This window comes from Methylobacterium sp. XJLW, from assembly GCF_003254375.1.
GTDB lineage: Bacteria > Pseudomonadota > Alphaproteobacteria > Rhizobiales > Beijerinckiaceae > Methylobacterium > Methylobacterium fujisawaense.
Genome location: NZ_CP016429.1, coordinates 3,231,128 through 3,252,974, shown reverse-complemented (window position 1 = coordinate 3,252,974; position 21,847 = coordinate 3,231,128). Strand labels below are relative to the sequence as shown.

Annotated in this window: 20 protein-coding genes and 1 pseudogene; 17 read left to right on the top strand and 4 right to left on the bottom strand. The window is 70.9% G+C overall.

The window, feature by feature from the left end:
• The first annotated feature begins 204 nt into the window (after positions 1–204).
• The 12 genes and pseudogenes from A3862_RS15090 to eutC all read left to right on the top strand — a co-directional run bounded on the left by A3862_RS15090 (position 205) and on the right by eutC (position 11,893).
• Positions 205–1,359, top strand: a complete 1,155-nt coding sequence (locus tag A3862_RS15090) for a transporter substrate-binding domain-containing protein (RefSeq protein WP_043758700.1) — start codon at positions 205–207, stop codon at positions 1,357–1,359.
• Complete coding sequence (locus tag A3862_RS15085) at positions 1,356–1,997, top strand: ANTAR domain-containing response regulator (protein ID WP_043385772.1); 642 nt, start codon at positions 1,356–1,358, stop codon at positions 1,995–1,997. Before A3862_RS15090 ends, A3862_RS15085 begins: the two co-directional genes overlap by 4 nt.
• 35 nt (positions 1,998–2,032) lie before the next feature.
• On the top strand, positions 2,033–3,280 hold the full coding sequence (locus tag A3862_RS15080) for an urea ABC transporter substrate-binding protein (RefSeq protein ID WP_043385770.1): 1,248 nt from the start codon (positions 2,033–2,035) through the stop codon (positions 3,278–3,280).
• Positions 3,281–3,342: 62 nt separating this feature from the next.
• Entirely contained in the window at positions 3,343–4,215 is an 873-nt protein-coding gene (locus A3862_RS15075; protein WP_043356373.1) for an ABC transporter permease subunit, read from the top strand.
• Between the two features lie 4 nt (positions 4,216–4,219).
• The gene (locus tag A3862_RS15070) at positions 4,220–5,284 is read left to right on the top strand and encodes a branched-chain amino acid ABC transporter permease (RefSeq protein WP_374701374.1); all 1,065 of its coding nucleotides are present in this window, start codon (positions 4,220–4,222) and stop codon (positions 5,282–5,284) included.
• Positions 5,281–6,027, top strand: a complete 747-nt coding sequence (locus A3862_RS15065) for an ABC transporter ATP-binding protein (protein WP_075380671.1) — start codon at positions 5,281–5,283, stop codon at positions 6,025–6,027. The genes A3862_RS15070 and A3862_RS15065 overlap by 4 nt, the downstream gene beginning before the upstream one ends.
• Positions 6,020–6,730, top strand: coding sequence for an ABC transporter ATP-binding protein (locus A3862_RS15060; protein WP_043356375.1), 711 nt, complete (start codon positions 6,020–6,022; stop codon positions 6,728–6,730). The genes A3862_RS15065 and A3862_RS15060 overlap by 8 nt, the downstream gene beginning before the upstream one ends.
• 33 nt (positions 6,731–6,763) lie before the next feature.
• Positions 6,764–7,756, top strand: a complete 993-nt coding sequence (locus tag A3862_RS15055; protein ID WP_111473690.1) for an acetamidase/formamidase family protein — start codon at positions 6,764–6,766, stop codon at positions 7,754–7,756.
• Positions 7,757–7,777: 21 nt separating this feature from the next.
• Positions 7,778–8,539, top strand: a complete 762-nt coding sequence (locus tag A3862_RS15050) for an SDR family NAD(P)-dependent oxidoreductase (RefSeq protein WP_043352173.1) — start codon at positions 7,778–7,780, stop codon at positions 8,537–8,539.
• A 315-nt stretch (positions 8,540–8,854) separates the two neighbouring features.
• On the top strand, positions 8,855–9,559 hold the full coding sequence (locus A3862_RS15045) for a L,D-transpeptidase (protein WP_043385757.1): 705 nt from the start codon (positions 8,855–8,857) through the stop codon (positions 9,557–9,559).
• A gap of 140 nt (positions 9,560–9,699) precedes the next feature.
• Positions 9,700–11,102 (top strand): annotated as a pseudogene (locus A3862_RS15040) (ethanolamine ammonia-lyase subunit EutB).
• Positions 11,099–11,893 carry an ethanolamine ammonia-lyase subunit EutC gene (gene eutC / locus A3862_RS15035; protein ID WP_043758707.1) on the top strand — a complete coding sequence of 265 codons (795 nt, stop codon included), beginning with the start codon at positions 11,099–11,101 and terminating at the stop codon, positions 11,891–11,893. Before A3862_RS15040 ends, eutC begins: the two are co-directional and overlap by 4 nt.
• 24 nt (positions 11,894–11,917) lie before the next feature.
• Here eutC and A3862_RS15030 read toward each other — a convergent pair whose 3' ends face one another.
• A complete protein-coding gene (locus A3862_RS15030) occupies positions 11,918–12,874 on the bottom strand; it encodes a GlxA family transcriptional regulator (RefSeq protein WP_043758709.1) in 957 nt (318 codons plus the stop codon).
• A 203-nt stretch (positions 12,875–13,077) separates the two neighbouring features.
• On the opposite strand from A3862_RS15030, the gene solA reads away from it, so the two are divergent.
• From solA to A3862_RS15005, 5 genes are all read left to right on the top strand, one after another.
• Positions 13,078–14,241 carry an N-methyl-L-tryptophan oxidase gene (gene solA / locus A3862_RS15025; RefSeq protein WP_043758710.1) on the top strand — a complete coding sequence of 388 codons (1,164 nt, stop codon included), beginning with the start codon at positions 13,078–13,080 and terminating at the stop codon, positions 14,239–14,241.
• 71 nt (positions 14,242–14,312) lie between these two features.
• A complete protein-coding gene (locus tag A3862_RS15020) occupies positions 14,313–15,155 on the top strand; it encodes a transporter substrate-binding domain-containing protein (protein ID WP_043758711.1) in 843 nt (280 codons plus the stop codon).
• A 37-nt stretch (positions 15,156–15,192) separates the two neighbouring features.
• Complete coding sequence (locus A3862_RS15015; RefSeq protein ID WP_043758713.1) at positions 15,193–15,942, top strand: amino acid ABC transporter permease; 750 nt, start codon at positions 15,193–15,195, stop codon at positions 15,940–15,942.
• Positions 15,939–16,790, top strand: a complete 852-nt coding sequence (locus tag A3862_RS15010; RefSeq protein ID WP_043389208.1) for an amino acid ABC transporter permease — start codon at positions 15,939–15,941, stop codon at positions 16,788–16,790. Before A3862_RS15015 ends, A3862_RS15010 begins: the two co-directional genes overlap by 4 nt.
• Positions 16,791–16,794: 4 nt before the next feature.
• Entirely contained in the window at positions 16,795–17,574 is a 780-nt protein-coding gene (locus tag A3862_RS15005; RefSeq protein ID WP_043348798.1) for an amino acid ABC transporter ATP-binding protein, read from the top strand.
• A gap of 27 nt (positions 17,575–17,601) precedes the next feature.
• On the opposite strand, the gene A3862_RS15000 is transcribed toward A3862_RS15005, so the two are convergent.
• Genes A3862_RS15000 through A3862_RS14990 form a run of 3 tightly spaced genes read right to left on the bottom strand, consistent with a single transcriptional unit; the run spans position 17,602 to position 21,847 of the window.
• Positions 17,602–18,492 carry a polysaccharide deacetylase family protein gene (locus tag A3862_RS15000; RefSeq protein ID WP_043758715.1) on the bottom strand — a complete coding sequence of 297 codons (891 nt, stop codon included), beginning with the start codon at positions 18,490–18,492 and terminating at the stop codon, positions 17,602–17,604.
• 12 nt (positions 18,493–18,504) lie between these two features.
• A complete protein-coding gene (locus A3862_RS14995; protein WP_043758717.1) occupies positions 18,505–20,973 on the bottom strand; it encodes a branched-chain amino acid ABC transporter ATP-binding protein/permease in 2,469 nt (822 codons plus the stop codon).
• Between the two features lie 4 nt (positions 20,974–20,977).
• Positions 20,978–21,847, bottom strand: a complete 870-nt coding sequence (locus tag A3862_RS14990) for a branched-chain amino acid ABC transporter permease (protein ID WP_043758719.1) — start codon at positions 21,845–21,847, stop codon at positions 20,978–20,980.

The following is a 21,847-nucleotide window of genomic DNA, read 5'->3' as shown; positions in this document are numbered from 1 at the left end:
GCGTCGAAGGCCGCGAAGAGAGGAGCGGGACGCAACCTCCGAAAGGACCGCGCGGGCCTTGACACGGGCTTCATAACCGAAGAGCCTAGTTTTCAGGCGTGGGGCAAAGCTGCCCAGTTTCGCGCCACAATGTCTCGACCTTTCCCGGCGATGCCGCCCGCAGTGCTCACGCACTGGCGGGCTTTTTGCGTTCTGAAGGATTGCATGGGCCTCAGCCATCACAGCATCGGCATCCTGTTCTCCACGGACGGTCCCTACGGCCTCGTAGGGCGGGCCATGCTGAACGGGGCACGGCTGGCGGTCGAGGAGGTGAACGCGCAGGGCGACATCACCCTCGAGCCGGTGATCTGCGACCCGCAGGGCGCCCTCGCCGGATACGTCGCCGGCGCCGAACAGCTCCTCGGCGCGGGCATCCGCCACGTCGTCGGTTGCTACACCTCGTCGAGCCGCAAGGAGATCATCCCGATCTTCGAGAAGCGGGATGGATTGCTCTGGTATCCATCGCATTACGAAGGCTTCGAGACGTCGGCGAATGTGATCTACACCGGCGCCGCACCGAATCAGCACATCGTCCCCCTGGTCCGATACCTGCTCGCCCGGGGCGGCCGTACCGCCTTCTGCGTCGGATCCAACTACATCTGGGCATGGGAGAACAACCGGATCCTGCGCGAGACGCTGGCGATCGCGGGCGGCCAGGTCACGGGTGAACGCTATCTCGCAGTGGGCGAGACCGCCCTCGGGCAGGTGATCGAGGCGATTCTGGACGCGAAGCCGGACTTCGTCTTCAACACCCTGATCGGGACGTCGGCGTATCGCTTCTTCCGCGATTTCCGGAGCGCCTGCCGCGCGCGCGGCATCGACCAGCCGCGGACATTGCCGGTGGCGAGCTGCAGCCTCGCCGAGCCGGAATTGGAGGCGATCGGGCCGGAGGCGGTCGACGGTCACCTGTCGTCGAGCGTCTACTTCACGTCGATCGACTCTCCCCGAAACCGGGCCTTCACGGCCGCCTATGCGGCGCGCTTTCCGGACGGGCCGACCGCGTCGGCCGATACCGAATCCTCCTACATCGCGGTCCATCTCCTGGCGCGGGCGCTGGCGCGGGCCGGGACGGAGGACGCCGCGACGGTGCGCAGGACCGCCTGCATGGACGCGTTCGACGCGCCGCAGGGGCCGGTCCGTCTCGACGAGACCACGCTCCATGCCTGTCTGACGCCCCGGATCGGCCTCTCGACGGCGGCGGCCCGCTTCAGCATCGTGGCGCAGGCGGACGAGCCGGTGGCGCCGGATCCCTACCTCGTGCGCAGCGACCCGCGCGTCGTGCCGGTGAGCCGGCGTCCGCGCCTGCGGGTGGTGCCATGACGAATCCCCGCCTGATCCAGAACTTCAGTGGCGCGCAGGCCCTGCTGATCGCGCCGCCGGGCACCGCCACCGACGTTCTCGCCGGCACCCTGTTGAAGCTGGGGCTCACGGTCGCCTCGGTCGTCCCGGCCGGCGAAGCGCCCTGGCTCGATTTCGAGAGCCTCGACCCCGAGCGCCACATCGTCATCGTGGACGGCGACCTGCCGCTGCCGGGCATCGCGGCGAGCGCCGTCTCCGATCTGCCACCGGTGCCCGTGGTCGGGCTCGTCGGCGCCGAGGCGCCCAGCCGGCTCAAGGGGCTGCTCCAGCTCGGCGCCACCGGGCTGCTGCGCAAGCCGATCCACGGTGCCTCGGTCTACGCCGCTCTGTTCCTCGCGGTGAACGAGCACAACCGGCGGCGCGTGCTCGAGGAACGGCTGGCCCGCCACGAGGAGCGGCGGCGCGGCCGGCGCCACGTCGTCAAGGCGATCCTGCGGCTGATGCAGGAGCACGGCCTCGACGACGACGCGGCCTACGAGGCCCTGCGCCGCGAAGCGATGCGCGCCCGCCAACCCCTCGAAGCGTACTGCGAAACGCTGATCCGCGCCCGGCCGTCTCCCGTGGCGCCCACCGTGGCGCCGCGACTGGCCCGATCCTGAAGTTCTTTCGCCCCCCCGAAGACGAGGATGCCCTGATGCCGAGAACGCCCCGCGGATCCCGCCTGTCCGCCCTCGCGGCCGCCCTGCTCCTGAGCACACCTTTGGCCGCCCCCGCGGCCCGCGCCGCCGACCCAATCAAGCTCGGCGTCCTCGAGGACCAGTCCGGCGACTTCGCCCTCGCCACGATCGGCAAGGTCCACGGAATCCAACTCGCCGCGGACGAGATCAACGCCGCCGGCGGCATCGCCGGGCGCAAGCTGGAACTCGTGATCTACGACACGCAGTCGGACAACACGCGCTATCAGGAATTCATGCGCCGCGTGCTCCAGCGCGACAAGGTCAACGCCGTCTTCGCGGGCTTCTCCAGCGCGTCCCGCGAAGCCTACAGGCCGATCGTCGACCAGCTCGACGGCTTCGCCTTCTACAACAACCAGTACGAGGGCGGCGTCTGCGACGGCCACATGGTCATCACGGGCGCGGTGCCGGAGCAGCAATTCTCGACGCTGATCCCGTGGATGATGGAGAAGTTCGGCAAGCGGGTCTACACGATCGCGGCCGACTACAATTTCGGTCAGATCTCGGCCGAGTGGGTGCGCAACATCGTCAAGGAGAACGGCGGCGAGATGGTCGGGGAGGAATTCATCCCCCTCGGCGTGTCGCAGTTCTCGCAGACGATCCAGAACATCCAGAAGGCCAAGCCCGACATCCTGATGACGCTGCTCGTCGGCACCGCGCAGGCCTCCTATTACGAGCAGGCGGCGGCCGCGAACCTGAAGATCCCGATGGGGTCCTCGGTCAATATCGGCCAGGGCTACGAGCACAAGCGCTTCCAGCCCCCGAGCCTCGCCAACATGTACGTGACCACGAACTACATCGAAGAGGTCGACAGCCCGTCGAGCAAGGCCTTCCTCGCCAAGTGGAAGGCGAAGTTCCCGAACGAGCCCTACGTCAACCAGGAGGCCGAGAACTCCTACCTCGCGGTCTACCTCTACAAGCAGATGGTGGAGCGGGCGAACGGCTCGACCAAGCGGGCCGACCTGCGCAAGGTCATCGCGGCCGGCGACGTCTGCGTGGACGCGCCGGAGGGCAAGGTCTGCATCGACCCCAAGAGCCAGCACGCCTCCCACACGATCTCCCTCGCCAAGGTCGACGAGAAGCACGCGATCTCGTTCCCGAAGACCTGGGACAACATCCAGCCCTACTGGCTCGGGAAGGCCGGCTGCGATCTGACGCAGAAGGATCCGATGGCGCAGTACACGCCGAGCAACCCGCCCAAGCCCTGAGGCGCACGATACCGCCGGGGCCCGTGCGCCCCGGCCCCCTCCGTCATGATCGGGCCTCCTGGATGGATCTGCTGACCCACGCCTTCACGTTCCTCTACCAGATCGGCGACGCGTTCTCGTTCCTGGTGCTCTCCGCCTGCGGTCTCGCGGTGGTGTTCGGCATGATGGGCGTCATCAACCTCGCGCACGGCGAACTCATCATGTGCGGGGCCTACGTGACCGCGGCGACGACGCGGGCCGGGCTGCCCCTGCCCCTCGGCATCCTCGCGGGGGCGCTCGCGGCCGGCGCCGTCGGCATGGTGATGGAGCGCCTCGTCATCCGCCACCTCTACGGCCGGCCCCTGGACACGATCGTGGCAACCTGGGGCATCAGCCTCGCGGCGACGCAGGGCACGCTGATCCTGCTGGGCTCCAGCATGCCGGGGATCGGCACGCCGCTCGGCAGCTTCGCGGTCGGCGGCTACTCCTACTCGACCTATCGCGTGGTCCTGATGGTCGCCGCCGTCGCGGTGCTGGCCGGGCTCTACCTCGCCTTCAACGCCACCCGCTTCGGCACCCTGGCGCGGGCCACCATCCAGGTGCCGCACATGGCCGAGGCCCTCGGCGTCGACACGCGCACCGTCTACGCCCTGACCTTCGGCCTCGGCGCGGCGCTGGCGGGCCTCGCGGGCGGGCTCTACGCGCCGACCATGACCATCGTGCCGACCATGGGCACGACCTTCATCATGGAGGCCTTCGTCACCGTGGTGGTCGGCGGCGCCGACATCTTCCTCGGCACGGCGCCGGCGGCGCTCGTGCTCGGCACGGTGCGGGCACTGCTCACCACGTGGCAGGGCCAGCTCTTCGGGCAGATCGGGCTCCTCGTCGCGGTGATCCTGGTGATCCGGGTGCTGCCGCGGGGCATTTCGGGCCTGATCCTGCGCGAGCGGGCGTGAGGCCATGGTGATGAGTCTGGCGATGACCCTGCTCCGGCGCCTCGAAGGCCCGCAGACCCTGGGACGCGGGCCGGCCTTCTGGACCGCGTTCGCGATCGTGATCGCCGCCGCCATCGCCTATCCGTGGTTCGCGGACGGCTACACGGTCGGCAACACCGCCTACTTCTTCTGCTGGGTGTTCATGGCGCTCGGCCTGTGCCTGATCTGGGGCTATGGCGGCGCGCTGAGCTTCGGCCAGACCGCCTTCTTCGGCCTCTCCGGCTACGCCTATGGGGTGCTCACCCTCAATGTCGGCGCCGCCTACGGTTTCACCCTGGCGGCCCTGGTGCTGGCGGTGGCCCTCTCGGCCGTCATGGCGGCCCTCCTCGGCTATTTCCTGTTCTTCGGCCGGATCGGCGGCGTGTTTCTCGGCATCATCACCCTGTCGGTGACGCTCGCCCTGGAGCGCTTCATGGCGCAGACCGCCGGCCCGGAATGGAAGATCGGGGCGGCGCGCCTCAATGGCTACAACGGCATGAGCGGCATGCCGCCCCTGACCGTGCCGTGGTTCGACGGCGAAATCGTGCTGTTTCCCGACGTCGCCCTCTATTACGGCCTCCTGGGTCTGCTGATCGTCGTCTACCTCGCGCTGCGCATCCTGGTGAACGCCCGGTTCGGCAACGTTCTGGTGGCGATCCGCGAGAACCCGGAACGGGCCGAGATGCTGGGCTACGACGTTCGGCGCTACCAGCTCGCCGCCTTCGTGATCGGCTCGGCCCTCGCGGGGCTGAGCGGCACCCTCTACACCGCCTGGGGCCAGTACATCACGCCCTCCAGCATGGGCCTCACCGCCGCCGCGCTGCCGGTGATCTGGGTCGCGGTCGGCGGCCGCGGCGACCTGACGGCCACGCTGCTCGGCACGCTCGTGGTCCTCGGCGGCTTCCAGGCGCTGACGATCTACGGCAGCCAGTACGCCCTCGTGGTGATGGGCCTGCTCCTCGTCGTGGTGGTGCTGGCGGCGCCCGACGGCCTGGTGGTGGCAGCCATGCGCGGGCTCGGCCGCCTGCGCCGCCGGGAGGCCGGCCGATGACTCCGCTCCTCGAGACCCGCGCTCTCAGCAAGCATTTCGGCGGCCTCCACGTCACCAACGACGTGAACTTCGCCCTCGCGGCGGGGGAGATCCACTGCCTGATCGGGCCGAACGGCGCCGGCAAGAGCACCTTCTTCCGCCTGCTGCTGGGCGAATACACGCCGGAGCGGGGGCAGATCCTCTACGCCGGCGAGGACATCACCGCGCTCAAGCCCTTCGCGCGGATCCGCCGGGGCATGAGCGTCAAGTTCCAGGTGCCGGGCATCTTCCCGAGCCTGTCGGTCGCCCACAACCTGGAGATTGCGCTCCAGCATCATCTCGAGGGGGCCTCGCTCGGCGCCGAGATCCGCCGGCTGCTCGCCTTCCTCAACCTCAGCGCGGCGGCCTCCGAGCGGGCCGGCAATCTCAGCCACGGGCAGAAGCAGTGGCTGGAGATCGGCATGGCGATCAGCCTCAAGCCGCGCCTGCTCCTCCTCGACGAACCCACCGCCGGGATGTCGCCGGACGAGACCTTCGCCACCGGCGCGATGGTACAGGCCCTCAACCGCGACGGCGTCGCGGTGCTGGCCATCGAGCACGACATGGCCTTCGTCCGGCAGATCGCCCAGCGGGTGACCGTGCTCCATGTCGGGCGCATCTTCGCCCAGGGCACCACCGACGCGATCATCGCGGACGAGCGGGTGGCGGCGATCTACCTCGGCGAGACGGATGCGCCGCCCCTGCGGAGTGTCGCCGATGCCTGAGCCGCTTCTCGCGACCACCGGCCTGCGGGCCGGCTACGGCGGCAAGCCCGTGCTGCAGGGGGTCGACCTCGCGGTCCGGCCCGGTGAGATCGTGGCGGTGATCGGCCGCAACGGCGTCGGCAAGTCGACGCTGATGCGCAGCCTCGTCGGGCTGCTGCCCGCCTCCGGGGGCGGCATCGCCTTCCGGGGCGCCGCGGTCGAGGGCCTCGCCGCCCACCGGCGCGCCCGCCTCGGCATCGGTTACGTGCCCCAGGGCCGCGACGTCTTCCCGCGCATGAGCGTCGCCGACAACCTGACGGTCGGCGCGTCCCTGCTGCCGAAGGGCGAGCGGCCGGATTACGAGCGCGCCTTCGGGCCGTTCCCGATCCTGCGGGAGCGGCGCGGGCAGCGGGCCGGAACCCTCTCCGGCGGCCAGCAGCAGCAGCTCGCCATCGGCCGCGTCCTCGTCGGCGGACCCGCCCTGATCCTCCTCGACGAGCCGTCCGAGGGCATCCAGCCCTCGGTGGTGCAGCAGATCGGCCGCACCCTGGTCGATCTCAACCGCCGTACCGGGGTCACGATCGTGTTCGTGGAGCAGAACCTCGACCTGATCCGCGCCATGGCCCAGCGCAGCTACGTCATGGACAAGGGCCGGATCGTCGCGGAGCTGACGGCCCGGGACCTCGACGACCGCGACCTCGTCCGGCGCCACCTCGCCGTCTGACACCTCAATCCGTCAACCAAGGGAGAGACGACCATGCAGTGGCTCGATCAGTCCATCATGGCCCGCAAGGGTGTCGCCGGCGGCAAGTCCGGCCAGGAGCACACGATCACGGAGGCCGAGCAGGGCCGCTACCACTACGTCTACGGGCCCTTCGCCGAGCCGGTCCTCACCGTCGATCCGGGCGCCGTGGTCACCGTCGAGACCCACGACGCCTTCGAGGGCAAGATCCGCCACGAGACCGACAGCCCGACGCAGATCCTGAACTTCCCCTATCTCAACCCGCAGAACGGACCGATCTACGTCAACGGCGCCGAGAAGGGCGACTGCCTCGCGGTGGCGATCCGCTCGATCCGGCCGCGCGGCCCGCAGCCCTGCGGCACGACGCTGATCATGCCGGAATTCGGCGGCCTCGTCGCCACCGGCGACACCGCGCTCCTCAACCCGTCCCTGCCCGAGCGGGTGCGCAAGCTCGAGGTGACGGCTGAGAACGGCGTGCGCTGGAACGACCGGATCACGCTGCCCTACCAGCCGTTCATCGGCACGATCGGCACCTCGCCGGAGATCGAGGCGATCTCCTCGCTGCAGCCGGACTATTACGGCGGCAACATGGACCTGCCCGACGTCGGCGTCGGCGCGGTGATCTACCTGCCGGTGAATGCCAAGGGCGCGCTGCTCTATCTGGGCGACTGCCACGCCGCGCAGGGCGACGGCGAGCTCTGCGGCGTCGCGGTGGAGCACCCGACCCACACGACGGTGCAGATCGACCTGATCAAGGGCTGGACCTTCCGCTGGCCGCGGCTGGAGACCGCCGACTTCTACATGACGATCGGCTCGGCCCGGCCGATGGAGGACGCCGCGCGCATCGCCTACCGGGAGCTGGTCCGCTGGCTCGCGGCCGATTTCGGCTTCGACGAGATCGATGCCTACATGCTGCTCACGCAGTGCGGGCGCGTGCGGCTCGGCAACATGGTCGATCCGAAGTACACGCTCGGCGCCTCGATCACGAAGGCGATCGCCCACGCCTGATCGGCGACGGAGGAGGATGGCATGGATCTCGGGCTCAGAGGCCGCCGGGCGCTGGTGACCGGCGGCACCAAGGGCATCGGCGCGGCGATCGTCGACCTGCTTGCCGACGAGGGGGCGGCGGTCGCCCTCTGCGCCCGCAACGCCGCGGAGGTCGCCGCCAAGGTCGACGCCCTGCGCGCCAAGGGCGTGGCGGCGACCGGGCGCGCCCTCGACGTCGCCGATCCCGCCGCCCTGCGCGGCTGGGTCGCCGAGGCCGCAGGGGAGCTCGGCGGCCTCGACATCGTGGTGCCGAACGTGAGCGCGCTGGCCGTCGGAAGCGACGAGGCGGCGTGGCGCAGCGGCTTCACGGTCGACATGATGGGCACCGTCACGGCGGTCGAGGCGGCGATGCCGTTCCTCGAACGCTCCGAGGCCGGCGCGATCGTCGTCATCTCCAGCGTCTCCGGGCGCGAGATCGACTTCGCGGCCGGACCCTACGGCGCCTTCAAGGCGGCGCTGATCCACTATGCGCAGGGCCTCGCTTTCCAGCTCGCGCCCCGAAACATCCGCGCCAACTCGGTCTCGCCCGGCAACACCTATTTCGCGGGCGGCGTCTGGCACCAGATCGAGACCGGCAACCCGGCGCTGTTCGCCGAGGCGCTCCGGCTGAACCCGACCGGCCGGATGGCGCGTCCGGAGGAGGTGGCCCGCGCGGCCGTCTTCCTGGCGAGCCCTGCCGCGAGCTTCATCACCGGCACCAATCTCGTTGTGGATGGAAGCCTGACCCGCGGCGTGCAGTTCTGAGGCTTTCGAACGCCCTCAGGCGACATCCGGAAGCCTGAACCGGCGACGGGACCGGCCTGCCGCGCGTCGGCAGGCGGGATCGGGACACCGTCCCGAAGGACACGCGCTGCAGGCCCATGCGCATCGGATGTTCGGCGACGAAGTCTGGAGATCGCGGATATCGACCACACTTGCGACGCAATTCGCCTGCTCTCGGCTCTGTAGAGACAAGCTTGCCAGGCGCGCTGGCACGCGGCACTCTCAAGCTTGGCCTTTCGCGCGACGGAGGCACGTTGTGCGGTCGCGCCGGGCTGCAGGACAGGGAAGTCCAGGGCGATGATGACGGACGATCGCATGGCCGGCGGGCTCGACGAGCGCGGGCGCCCCGGACCCGACGCGGGGCTTCTCAGCCGCCGGTCGTTCCTGGCCGGCTCGGCTCTCGGAATCGGCGCCCTCTCGCTCGGCGGGTGCGGGACGACCGACACCTTGCTCATGGCCGAGGCGGCGAAGACCTACGGGCCGATGCCGAACGAGAAGTTCCCGATCCCGGCGGTCGACATCAGCAAGGTCAACCCGAAATACTATCGGCGGACCGTCCAGTACGCCTCGTCGGAGGCGCCCGGCACGATCGTCGTCGATCCCGCCAACTATTACGTCTACCGCATCGAGGGCGACGGCGCTGCCACGCGCTACGGCGCCAATGTCGGCCGTCAGGGCTTCCTGTGGAACGGCAACGCGTATGTCGGTCGCAAGTCCGAATGGGCGACCTGGACCCCGCCCAAGGAGATGATCCGGCGCCAGCCCGAGGCGGCGAAATACGCCCGCGGCATGCCCGGCGGACTCGACAACCCGCTCGGCGCCCGCACGCTCCACCTCTACCAGAACGGCGCCTATACGCTCTACACGATCTACGCCAGCAGCGACGCCGAATCGATCGGTACGGGCATCACCAGCGGCTGCGTCGGCCTGCTCAGCCAGGACATGATCCATCTCTACGCGCAGACGCCCGTCAAGACGAAGGTGGTCGTGCTCCCGGCCTGAGGGCGGGCATCCGCCGCGCGCGATCCCGAACAGAAGGCGTCAGTTTCGCCGATGGCGGTGCCGTTCGCGCTCCCCGGCGGCCTCGACATCCTGCAGGATCGGGTTCCCTGACGTCCGACAGCGCGCCGGGAGCGCCCGCCATGGCCTACGCGACGACGATCGAAGGCACACGCTTCACCTTCCCCGACCTGCGCCGCCTCCTCGCCAAGGCGACGCCGGAGCGGTCCGGCGACCAGCTCGCCGGCCTCTGCGCCGACGGGCCGGTCGAGCGCCTGGCCGCGCAGATCGCGCTGGCGGACCTGCCGCTGAAGACCTTCCTGGCCGAGGAGCTGATCCCCTCGGAGGAGGACGAGGTCTCCGACCTGATCGCCCGCCGGCACGACGCGGCGGCCTTCGCGCCGGTCTCGTCCCTCACGGTCGGCGCCTTCCGCGAGTGGCTGCTCTCCCCGCCGCCGACGCGCGGGCGCTCGCCGCCCTCGCGCCCGGCCTCACCCCCGAGATGGTCGCGGCGGTCTCCAAGATCTGCCGGCTGCAGGACCTCGTCGCCGTCGCCGCCAAGCGGCCGGTCGTGACGCGCTTCCGCTCCACGATCGGCCTGCCCGGACGCCTTGCCACCCGCAACCAGCCGAACCATCCGACCGACTCGTCCGAGGGCATCCTGATCTCGGCCCTCGACGGCCTGCTGATGGGCTCGGGCGACGCGGTCATCGGCGTGAACCCGGCCACCGATTCCCTGCCGGACTACATCCGCATCGTCGAGCTTCTGGAGACCCTGCGGCTGCGCCTCGACGTGCCGATCCAGCATTGCTGCCTCGGCCACGTCACCGTGGCGATCGAGGCCATGGCGAAAGGCGCGCCTGTCGACCTCGTGTTCCAGTCGGTGGCGGGCTCGCAGAAGGCCAATGCCGGCTTCGGCGTCGACCTCGCCGTCCTGCGCGAGGCCTCGGAGGCGGCGCGGGCGCTGGGCCGCTGCCCGGCGGGCGGCCAGGTCATGTATTTCGAGACCGGCCAGGGCTCGGCCCTTTCGGCCGACGCCCATTGGGGCGTCGACCAGCAGACCATGGAGGCGCGCGCCTACGCGGTGGCGCGCGAGTTCGACCCGCTCCTCGTCAACACGGTCGTGGGCTTCATCGGCCCCGAATACCTGTACAACGGCAAGCAGATCATCCGGGCCGGGCTGGAGGACCACTTCTGCGGCAAGCTGCTCGGCCTGCCGATGGGCGTGGACGTCTGCTACACCAACCACGCCGATGCCGACGGCGAGGACATGGACGCGCTCCTGACCCTGCTGTGCGCAGCCGGCGTCAACTTCGTCATCACCGTGCCGGGGGCGGACGACGTGATGCTGAACTACCAGTCGCTGTCCCACCACGACGCGGTCTTCGCCCGCGAGACCCTGGGCCGTCCGCCGGCCCCGGAATTCGAGGCGTGGCTCCGGGACGTGCGCATCACGGACGCGCAGGGCCGGCTCACCAGCGCCACGGGCGTGCTGCCCCCGGCCCTCGCCGCGGCCTCCCGGCTCCTGCCCGGGCGGGCCGCGTGAGCGACCCGACCGAGCCGGCCAAGCCGGCCCACGCGGGCACCCCGACGCTGCGCGATCTGCGCGGGCTGACCCAGGCCCGCATCGCCCTGGGCGCGCACGGCGCCGGCCTTCCCACCGGCGCGGCGCTCGCCTTCGGCCTCGACCATGCCCGCGCCCGCGAGGCGGTCTGGACGCCCCTTGACGCGGCCGCGATCGGCGCAGCGCTGCGGGCCCAGGGCCTGGAGTCGGTGGAGGTCCGCTCCGCCGTGTCCGACCGGACGGAGTACCTGCGCCGGCCGGACCGGGGCCGCAGCCTCGCTCCGGAATCCGCCACGGTGCTCGACGGTCACGGGCCGGGCTTCGACGTCGCCATCGTGATCGCGGACGGGCTCTCGGCGACGGCGGTCGCGCTGAACGCGGTCCCCGCCGCCACGGCGCTCGCGGCGCGGGTGCGCCGGGCGGGCTGGAGCCTCGCCCCGGTGGTCGTCGCGAGCCAGGGGCGGGTGGCGATCGGCGATCCCATCGGGGCGCGGCTGGGGGCGCGCTGCGTCGTGGTGCTAATCGGGGAGCGGCCGGGCCTGTCGGCCTCGGACAGCCTCGGCTGCTACGTCACGTTCGGCCCGGAGCCGGGGCTGCCCGATTCCCGGCGCAACTGCATCTCGAACATCCGGGAGGGCGGCCTTTCGGTCGAGGCGGCCGCCGGGCAGATGGAGGCGCTGCTGCGGGCGATGCTGGCCCAAGGCACCAGCGGCGTCGCGCTGCGCCGGGGGGATCCCGCCGATCCGAAGGCTCTCCCGGACGCGCGGGACTGACCGCTCGGATTGCCCGAACGGTCGTCACGCTCGCTCCGCGGACGGGCTGCAGCCGAACTGGGACCGGTAGCAGCGGGCGAAATGGGCCGCGCTCGCGAACCCGCAGGCGGTCGCGATCTCACCGATCCGGAGCGGGCTCTGGCGCAACAGGCGCCGTCCATGGGCGAGGCGGATGGCTTTGTACTGGGCCGAGAAGCTCAAGCCGAGCTTCTCGAGGAACAGCCGGTCGAGGTGACGCGGGCTGATCGCCGCGAGGCGCGCCATGGCGAGGCGGCCGAGCGGCGCCTCCACCGTCTTCTCCATCGTCTCCAGCACCGTCAGCAGGGCCGGATGGTGAATTCCATAGCGCTCGACCGCGGAGGCCCGCTGCGGGTCGTCGGCGGCGCCGATGGCGGTGTGGAGGAACCAGTCGGAGACGCGGCGGGCGAAGGCCTCACCCATGCGCTCGGCGATCAGGGCGTGGGCCATCTCCAGGGGCGCGACGCCGCCGCCGCAGGTCAGGCGATCGCCGTCGGCGACGTAGCGCGCCCGGTTCAGGCGCGCGTCGGGGAAGGTCTCGACCGTGGCGCCGGCATATTCCCAGTGGAGCGTGAACGCGCGATCGGCCAGAAGGCCCGCCGCGGCCATCAGGTAGGGACCGCCCGAGATGCCGCCGATGCGCACGCCGAGCCGAGCCATCCGCCGCAGGGTCGCGTGGATCTCGGGCCTGTCCCACCCGGTCGGCTCGCCGCCCGCGCAGACGAAGAGGGTATGGAGATGGCCGCGCTGGCGCGGCAGCGCCTCGGTGGGGACCTCCGCGCCCGACGAGGCGGCGACCCGGCCCTCCGCCTCGCCGAAGTAGCGCAGCCGGTAGAGCGGCCGCCCGGCGAGATCGTTGGCCGCGCGGAACGGCTCGCAGCCCGAGGCGAACGACATCAGCGCGAAGCCGGGCACGAGGATGAAGCCGATCTCCTGCGGTGAATCCGCGGTCTCTGCAGCCATTCCGCCAGCGCTCTCCGGCCTCACACGGCTCAGCCGTGCAAGAAACCGTCCGTCCTGGTCAAACGCGATGCGTGGCATCCATCATCCTGTGTGTCGTCTTCCCGTGCCGCGCGAGACCGCCTCCGGATGCCTCGACCTGCCGACTTGCCCCCGTTCCGCGCTGCGGCGGCGTCCCGTCCCGGCAGCCTCCAGGAGTGCCGGCCGTGAGCCGCCGCTACGACGTCGCCGTTCTGGGACTCGGCGCGATGGGCAGCGCCGCGCTCTACCAGCTGGCGAAGCGGGGCGCCGCGGTCATCGGGCTCGACCGCTTCGCGCCGCCCCACGCGCTCGGGTCCAGCCACGGCGAGACGCGGATCACCCGGCAGGCGGTCGGTGAGGGCGCCGACTACGTTCCCTTCGTCACCGCCTCGCACCGCATCTGGCGCGAGCTGGAGGCCGAGACCGGCGAGACCCTGCTGAACGCCTGCGGCGCCCTCGTCATGGCACCCGGCCACGGCACTTCGTCCCATCACGGGAAGCCGGATTTCGTCGGACGCTCGATCAGCGCGGCACAGGGGGCCGGCATCGCCCACGAGGTGCTCGAAGGTGCGGCGGTGGCCCGCCGGTTCCCGCAATTCCTCAACCTCGCGGGCGACGAGAAGGCTTATTACGAGCCGGGCGGCGGCTACGTGTTCCCGGAGCGCTGCCTCGCGGCGCAGCTCGGCCGCGCGGGGGCCGCGGGCGCCGAGATCCGCACGAACTGCGCGGTGGTCGGGCTGCAGCAGGACGGGAGCGGCGTCCGTATCGACACCGCGGAGGGGACCATCCTGGCCGACCGCGCCGTCGTGGCTGCGGGCGCCTGGACGGCCCCGCTGCTCGGGAGCCCATTCGACCGGCTCCTGACCGTCCGCCGTCAGCTCCTGCATTGGTACGCGCTGGCGGACGAGACCGCCTACGGGCCGCATTCGCCGGTCTTCATCTGGATGTACGGGACGGGCGACACCGAATACCTCTACGGCTTCCCGCCGCTCGACGGGTCCATCAAGGTCGCCACGGAGCAGTACGACACCATTACCAGTGCAGACGGGGTGGAGCGCCGCGTCGACTTGTCCGAATCCGCCGAGATGTACCGGCTGCGCGTCGCGAACCGGGTGGCCGGCGCGACCCCGGAGGTCGTCCAGGCCGCGGCCTGCGTCTACACGGTGACCCCCGACCGCGGCTTCATCATCGACCGGCATACCGCGATGGACCGGGTCACGGTGGTCTCCGCCTGTTCGGGGCACGGCTTCAAGCACTCGGCCGGCATCGGCGAGGCCGTCGCGGCAGAACTGGCCGGGACCGGCGGCACAGTCGATCTCACGCCCTTCGCCTTGGCACGTTTCAGTTGATGCGCCGGCTAATGGCTCGTGGATTGCTAGAAACCATGCCAAGATCGGTTGACCCGAGCAGGAAAGATCCGATGCGCCTCACGATCCGCACCCTTCTGACGACCGGTGCGCTGGCCGCGCTCGCGGCGTTCTCGGCCGTCGCGCTGCCCGGCCGGGCCACGGCCGCCGACGGCGTCGACGCGATCAAGAAGCGCGGGACGCTGATCGTCGGCGTGAAGGCGGATTACAAGCCGTTCGGCTTCCGCGACCCGAGCGGGACGATCATCGGCCTCGAGCCCGACCTCGCCGCCGACCTCGCCAAGCGCCTGGGCGTGAAGCTCGAACTCGTGCCGGTCGTCTCGGCCAACCGGATCGAGTTCCTGCAGCAGGGCAAGGTCGATCTGCTGATCGCCACCCTCTCGGACAAGCCGGAGCGCCGCCGCGTCGTCCAGGCGATCGACCCGAACTACTATTCCGACTTCGTCAACGTCCTGCTGCCCAAGTCGTCCGGCATCACCGACTGGGCGCAGCTCAAGGGCAAGCCGGTCTGCGCCACCTCGGGGGCTTGGTACAACAAGGACGTCGCGCGGACCTACGGGGCGGAGATCGTCGCCTTCGACGGATCCGAGAAGCCGCTCTTCGCGCTCAAGCAGGGCAACTGCATCGGCTACGTTTACGACCAGAGCATGCTGCAGGGTAAGCTGCTCGACGACGACTGGAAGGCCAACTACGCGCTGCCGCTCAAGGGCATCCTCGACGCCCCGTGGATGATGGCGGTGGCGCAGGGCAACACCACGCTCCAGGCCGCGGTCGAGGACGCCACCAAGGACTGGATGAAGACCGGCTTCATCGTCAACGAGGAGAAGAAGTGGGGCATCGAGCCGACCGCTTACTCGAAGGCGATGCACGAGAAATACAAGAACGCGACCAACTGATGCGCGCCTGCACGACGAAGCCGGGCGTTCACCCGCGATGATCGCCACGATCCAGGCGTGGTTCCAGCAGCTCTACGAGACCACGGGCTTCAACTTCACAATCTTCTACGATCCCTACGACTGGGACCGGTACGTGGCCGGCCTGCGGATGACGCTAATCCTCGGGATCAGCACCATCCTGGCGAGCCTCGTCATCGGCGCCGTCGGGGCGCTCCTGCAGAGCGGTCCGTCGCGCGTCCTGCGGGCGCTGGTCAACGGCTTCGTGGTGGTGTTCCGCAACACGCCGCCGCTCGTGCAGATCTTCTTCTTCTACTTCGGCCTCGGGACGCTGCTCCCGGACATCCGCTCGGCCGACGGCCTGCGCGCGCCGATCCTCACCAACGTCCAGTGGGCGATCATCTCGCTGTCGCTGTTCGCGGGCGCGTTCAACGTCGAGATCTTCCGCTCCGGCATCGAGGCCGTGCCCCGGACCACGATCGAGGCCGCCGAGGCCCTGGGCTATACCCGCTTCAAGGCCTACCGGTACGTCGTCCTGCCGCTGGCCCTGCGCGTGTGCCTGCCGGCCCTGAACAACAACCTCATCAACCTCCTGAAGACCACCACGTTGGCCTACGCCATCGCGGTCCCGGAGACCCTGTACGCAGTCAAGCAGATCTGGTCCGAGTCGCAGAACGTCCTGGAGATGATGCTGGTGCTGCTGGCGACCTACGCGGTCCTCGTCGGCGTGCTCGTCTGGATCATGCACCGCTGGGAGCGCGCCCTGCGCATCCCGGGATACGGCCGATGAGCGCCCCAGATTCGCAGGGCCGGCGACCGGGGGACCTGCCGGTCCTCCTGCCGTTCGCGCTCCCGAAGGACCGCGCAGCGTCGCGCCTGCGCCCGGCCCATCTCTGGCTGCTCGCGGGGCTCGCCCTCGTCGCCGTCCCGGCCTGGGCGCAGGGCGGGGCCGCCGCGCTGTCGCCGCTGGAGGTCGTGATCAAGTGGGCGCCGCTCCTGCTCACGGGCTTCGCCTTCAACGTGGCGATCTCGCTGATGGCGATGGCGATCGGCACGGTGGCGGGCATCGGGCTCGGGCTGGCCATGCTGGCGGAGGGGCGGATCCTGCCCCGCCTCGCGTGGTGCGCCACGCAGGTGTTCCGCAACGTGCCCTGGCTGGTGCTGCTGTTCTTCGTGATGTTCCTCGTGCCGTTCCAGATCACGGTGTTCGGCCTCCGCGTGCCGCTGCCCGACTGGGTGAAGGCGACCTTCGGCTTCAGCCTGCCGGTCATGGCCAACGTCGCCGAGATCGTCCGCGGCGCGGTGCGCTCGGTGCCGAACACCCAGTGGGAGGCCGCCGAATCCCTGGCTTTCACCCGTCGGCAGACGATGTGGCGCATCATCCTGCCCCAGTGCGCAAAGCGGATGCTGCCGCCCTGGATGAACGTCTATTCGCTGATCGCGATGGCGACGGTGCAGGCGTCGATCGTCGGCGTCACCGAGATGCTGACGCTGACCGCACAGGTGCACGCCGCCGAGGGCGGCCGCCCCGAGCTGTTCGCCCCGCTCTACGGCTTCGCCCTGCTCTGCTTCTTCCTCTACTGCTACCCGATCGACCGGTTCACCGCCGCCCTGGAACGCCGCTTCGAGACCCGTTGAAACCATGACGCGCGCGACCCTGGCCGAAACCCCGTCCCCGAATTGGACGCCCGATCAGCCGATCGTCCGCATCGCCGACGTGCACAAGTCCTTCGGGACGTTCGAGGTGCTGAAGGGGATCAGCTTCGACGTCCGCAAGGGCGAGGTCGTCTGCATCATCGGCCCCTCGGGCTCGGGCAAGTCGACGCTGATCCGCTGCATCAACGCGCTGGTGCCGGTCACCGCGGGCTCGATCGAGGTCGAGGGGATCGACGTCACCGATCCGCGGCTCGACAAGCTGGCGCTGCGCCGCAAGGTCGGCATGGTGTTCCAGCAATACAACCTGTTCCCGCACAAGACCGCGCTGCAGAACGTGATGATGGCTCCCATCCACGTCCTCGGTCAGGAGAAGCGCGAGGTCGAGGCGCGGGCGCGGGCGCTCCTCGCCAAGGTCCGGCTGGCCGGCAAGGAGAACGCCTATCCCGGCGAGCTGTCCGGCGGCCAGCAGCAGCGCGTGGCCATCGCCCGCTCGCTGGCGATGCGGCCGGACGTGATGCTGTTCGACGAGGTCACCGCCGCCCTCGATCCGGAGACGGTCAAAGAGGTGCTGGTGACGATCCGGGAACTCGCCGAGGAGGGCATGACCTGCATGCTCGTCACGCACGAGATGAACTTCGCCCGCGACGTCGCCGACCACATCTACTTCACCGACCGCGGCGTCATCGTCGAGCACGGCCCGCCCGCGACCTTCTTCGCCTCCGCCCAGGACGAGCGCACGCGCCGGTTTCTCTCGCAGGTGCTCTGAGGCCCTCCGGCCCGGACTGGGGCCGCGTCAGCGCGGCCCGGCCTCCTGCGCGACGATGTGGTCGGCGATCGCCCCGGCGGTGGTGAGCCAGATGTCGCCGCGGTGGTCGGCGATGTGCTGGAGCGCCCGCCGCAGGGGCCGCAGCCGGTGCGGTCGTCCGACGATGTAGGGGTGGAGCGCGATGCCCATGACGAGGGGCGCACGCCGGGACTGCTCCAACATCTCGTCGAAGGCGTCGACGATGGCGTCCGCGAACTGGCGGCCCGTCTCCTTGCGGGCGACGATGGCGGGGATGTCGTTGAGTTCCTGCGGGTACGGCACCGTCAGGATCCGGCCGCCGTTGCGGGTCGCGAACCACGTGGGCTGATCGTCGTGGTCCCAGTCCAGCAGGTAGCGGTAGCCTGCCTCGGCGAGCAGGTCGGGCGTCACCCGCGACTGCGAGATCCAGGGGCCGAGCCAGCCGGAAGGCGGGCGGCCTTCCCGCGCGGCGATCACCGCCGTCGTCTCGGCGATCAGGGCCCGCTCGGCGGCCTCGTCGAGGGTGCCCTGCCGCTCCGCGTTGGTCCGCCCGTGGCCGACGATCTCGTCGCCGCGGGCGCGGAACGCCTCGATCAGCCCGGGGCAGTCCCGGTAGAGGTTGCTGTTGACCAGCACGCTCGCGGGCATCGCCAGGGCGTCCAGCATCTCGGCGATCCGCCACGCGCCGACCCGGTTGCCCCAGTCGCGCCACGCGTAGTTGAGCACGTCCGGCTGCGGGCCGCCCGGCGCCAGCTCGGCGCCCAGGCCCTCGCCGAACGCGAAAGTCTCCAGGTTCAGCCCGACATAGACGGCGAGGCGCTTGCCCTCCGGCCAGTCGTAGACCGGCCGGTCCGGGAGCGCGCTGAAGCTGTAGCGGCCGTGGCCCGCATTCGTGTCCATGTGGAGACCCTGTTACGCCGCACCGAGATAGGCCGCTTCCAGCCCCTTGTCCGCCGACAGCGCCGCGGCGGTTCCGCGCGCGACCACCCGGCCCTGCTCCAGCACGTAGCCGCGGTCGGCGACCGTGAGGGCGAGCGCCGCCATCTGGTCGACGATCAGGATGGTGACGCCTTCGTCGCGCAGTTCGGCCACGGTGGCGTAGAGGGCGTTGATCATCGCCGGGGCGAGGCCCAGCGACGGCTCGTCGAGGAGCAGGATGCGCGGATGCGCCATCAACCCGCGGGCGATGGCCAGCATCTGCTGCTCGCCGCCGGAGAGCAGGCCCGCCCGGCTCGCTGCCCGGTCCCGCAGCCGCGGGAACCGGTCGAGCAGGCGCTCGACCTCGGCCGGGTCGATCGGCGTCCCGCGTCCGAAGGCGCCGAGGCGGATGTTCTCGATGACGCTGAGCTCCGGGAAGACCTGTCGGCCCTCCGGCACCAGGACGAGGCCGCTGCGGGCGATCCGGTGCGCGGGCAGCGCCTCGACGCGCCGGTCGTCGAACACGATCGATCCCGCCACCGGGCGCAGCAGTCCCGCGAGAGCCCGCATGGCCGTGGACTTGCCGGCGCCGTTGGCGCCCAGCAGGGCGACGGTCTCGCCCGGCCGCACGTCGAGATGGATGCCCTCGAGGACGGGCGCGGCGCCGTAGCCGGCCGTCAGGTCGAGGACGGAGAGGACGGCATCCGCCGGCCCCTGCCACGGCGTGCTTCGCGGCCGGGCGGGCGTGTCGGCGCCGCCGAGATAGGCGCGCAGGACCGCCGGGTCGCGCCGGATCTCGGCGGGCGTGCCGCGTGCGATCGGGCGCCCGGCATCCATGACGAGGATGTGGTCGGAGATGCCCATCACCAGCGGCATGTCGTGCTCGACCAGGACGACCGCGACGCCGCTGTCGGCGATCCGGCGGATCAGGCCGGCCAGCCGGTCGGTGTCGGCCCGCGACAGGCCGGCGGCGGGCTCGTCGAGAAGCAGCACCGTGGGGCCGCCGGCGAGCGCCCGGGCGATCTCCACGAGCCGCCGGTCGACATGGGGCAATTCGGCGGCCAAGCGGTCGAGGGCGCCCCGGTAGCCGACGAACGCGAGGAGCGACGCGGCCGTCGCGCGGTCCTGCGCCTGCGCGCGGCGCCACAGCCGGCCCGGCGCGAAGCCGAGGGCGACGTTGTCGACCACCGGGAGCGAGCCGAACAGGCGCGTGGTCTGGTAGGTGCGCGCGATGCCGGCGCGGGCGACGACGTGCGCCGGCCGGCCGGCGAGGTCGCGTCCGCCCAGGCGGATCGCCCCGGCGGTCGGGCGGTAGAAGCCCGAGATCATGTTCAGCACGGTGGTCTTGCCGGCCCCGTTCGGGCCGATCACGCTGGTGACCGCCGCCGGCTGGGCGGTGAGGTCGACCCCCTCCGCAGCCGTGATGCCGCCGAAACGGATGCCGATGCCCTCGAGGACCAGGGGATCGCGCGCCGTCGTGCCGGCCAGCGACACCTCTTCGCTGTCCCCGGCGGCCGGCGCGGCGCGGCCGCGGGGCAGCAGCCGGGCTAGGCTGCCGACCAGCCCCGAGGGCACCAGCCAGAGCACCGCGAGGGTCGCGACCCCGAAGAACAGCAGGCGGTACTCGGCGAGGCCGGACAGCGCCTCCGGCAGCAGCACGGTGACGAGCGCCCCGAGGAGCGGGCCGAGCACCGTGCCGGCACCGCCGACGATCACCGACAGGACGAACAGGATCGACTGCGAGAACGGGAACGAGCTCGGCGCGATGAACAGCATCAGCGGCGGCAGGACAGCCCCCGCGAGGCCGGTCAGGGCCGCGGAGATCGCGAAGGCCAGGGCCTTCACCCGGACCGGATCGAAGCCCAGCGCCGCGGCCGCGACGTCGGCGTCGCGCACGGCGCGCATCGCCCGGCCGAGGCGGCTGCGGGCGAGGAGGTCGAACCCGGCGAGGCTCGCGCCGGCCGCGAGCACCGCCAGCACCGCGAGCCCGGCCGCACTCACCGGCTCGCCGAGGAGCGTCGGCGCGTCCGTGACGACCAAGCCGTTCTGGCCGCCGGTCAGCTCGCCGCCCTCGATCAGGCCGTGCTCGACGATGAACCCGAAGGCGATCGTCAGCATGGCGAGGTAGGGGCCCTTCACCCGCATCGCAGGCACCGCCACGAGGCCGCCGACGAGCGCCGCGATCAGCGCCGCCGCCGGGAGTGCCAGCCAGAAACTGACGCCGTGGAGCGTCAGGATCGCGCTCGCGTAGGCGCCGATCGCGTAGAAGCCGGCATGGCCGAACGAGATCAGCCCGGTCAGGCCGAGGAGCACGTTGAGGCCGACCCCCGCCACCGTCGTCAGCGCCACGAGGGCGATCACGAAGTGGCTGTAGCCCGCGGTCAGCGCGACGAGGCCGAGCGCGGCGGCGGTGAGGCCGGCGATGCCAAGCCGCATCGCCGGAGCCGAGCGCAGGTACGGCATCGCGTCAGACCTTGTTGACCGCGGCGCGGCCGAGCAGGCCGTCGGGGCGGAGAGTGAGGGCCAGGACGATCACCGAGAACACCACGAGCTGCGTGTAGGTCGAGCCGAGGGTCGCGGTGACGCCGGCCTCGACGAGGCCGTAGAGCAGCCCCGCCAGGATCACCCCGGTGGCGGAGCCGATGCCGCCGAGGATCGCCACCGCGAAGGCCTTGATGCCGAACAGCGTGCCGAGCTCGGCCGAAACCGAGAAGAGCGGCGCGATCAGCAGGCCCGCGATGCCGGCCAGCACCGCCGAGAGCGCGAAGGCGCAGGCCACGGTGCGGCGCACGTCGATCCCCATCAGGCGGGCGGCGTCGGCGTTCTGCGCCACGGCGAGGAGGACGCGGCCGAGATCGGTCCGGCGGAACACCGTGCGGATCGCGAAGGCGAGCGCGATCCCGACCACCGGGATCACGAGCTGCAACGGGTAGATGCCGGTCCCGAGGATCTCAACGGGTTTCGTCGCCAGCGGCGAGGGCAGGCTGCGCGGCTCCTTGCCGAAGGTGAACAGCACGGTGTTGTCGAGGACGATGCCCCCCGCCACCGTCGCCAGGAGCCACGCATCCGAGCCGCGGGCCACGAACGGACGGACCAGCGCCCGCTCGACCACAAGGCCGAACAGGGCGCAGCCGGCGAGCGCCAGGACGATCGCGGCCGGCATCGGCCAGCCGAGGGTGACGCCGAGCGCGTAGGCCAGGACCGCGCCCAGGGTGACGACGCTGCCTTGCGCGAAGTTCACGGTCCCCGACACCGCGTAGGTGACGTGGAAGCCGAGCGCCACGAGCCCGTACATGCTGCCGAGGCCGAGGCCGCTGACGAGGATGGAGGTCAGCAT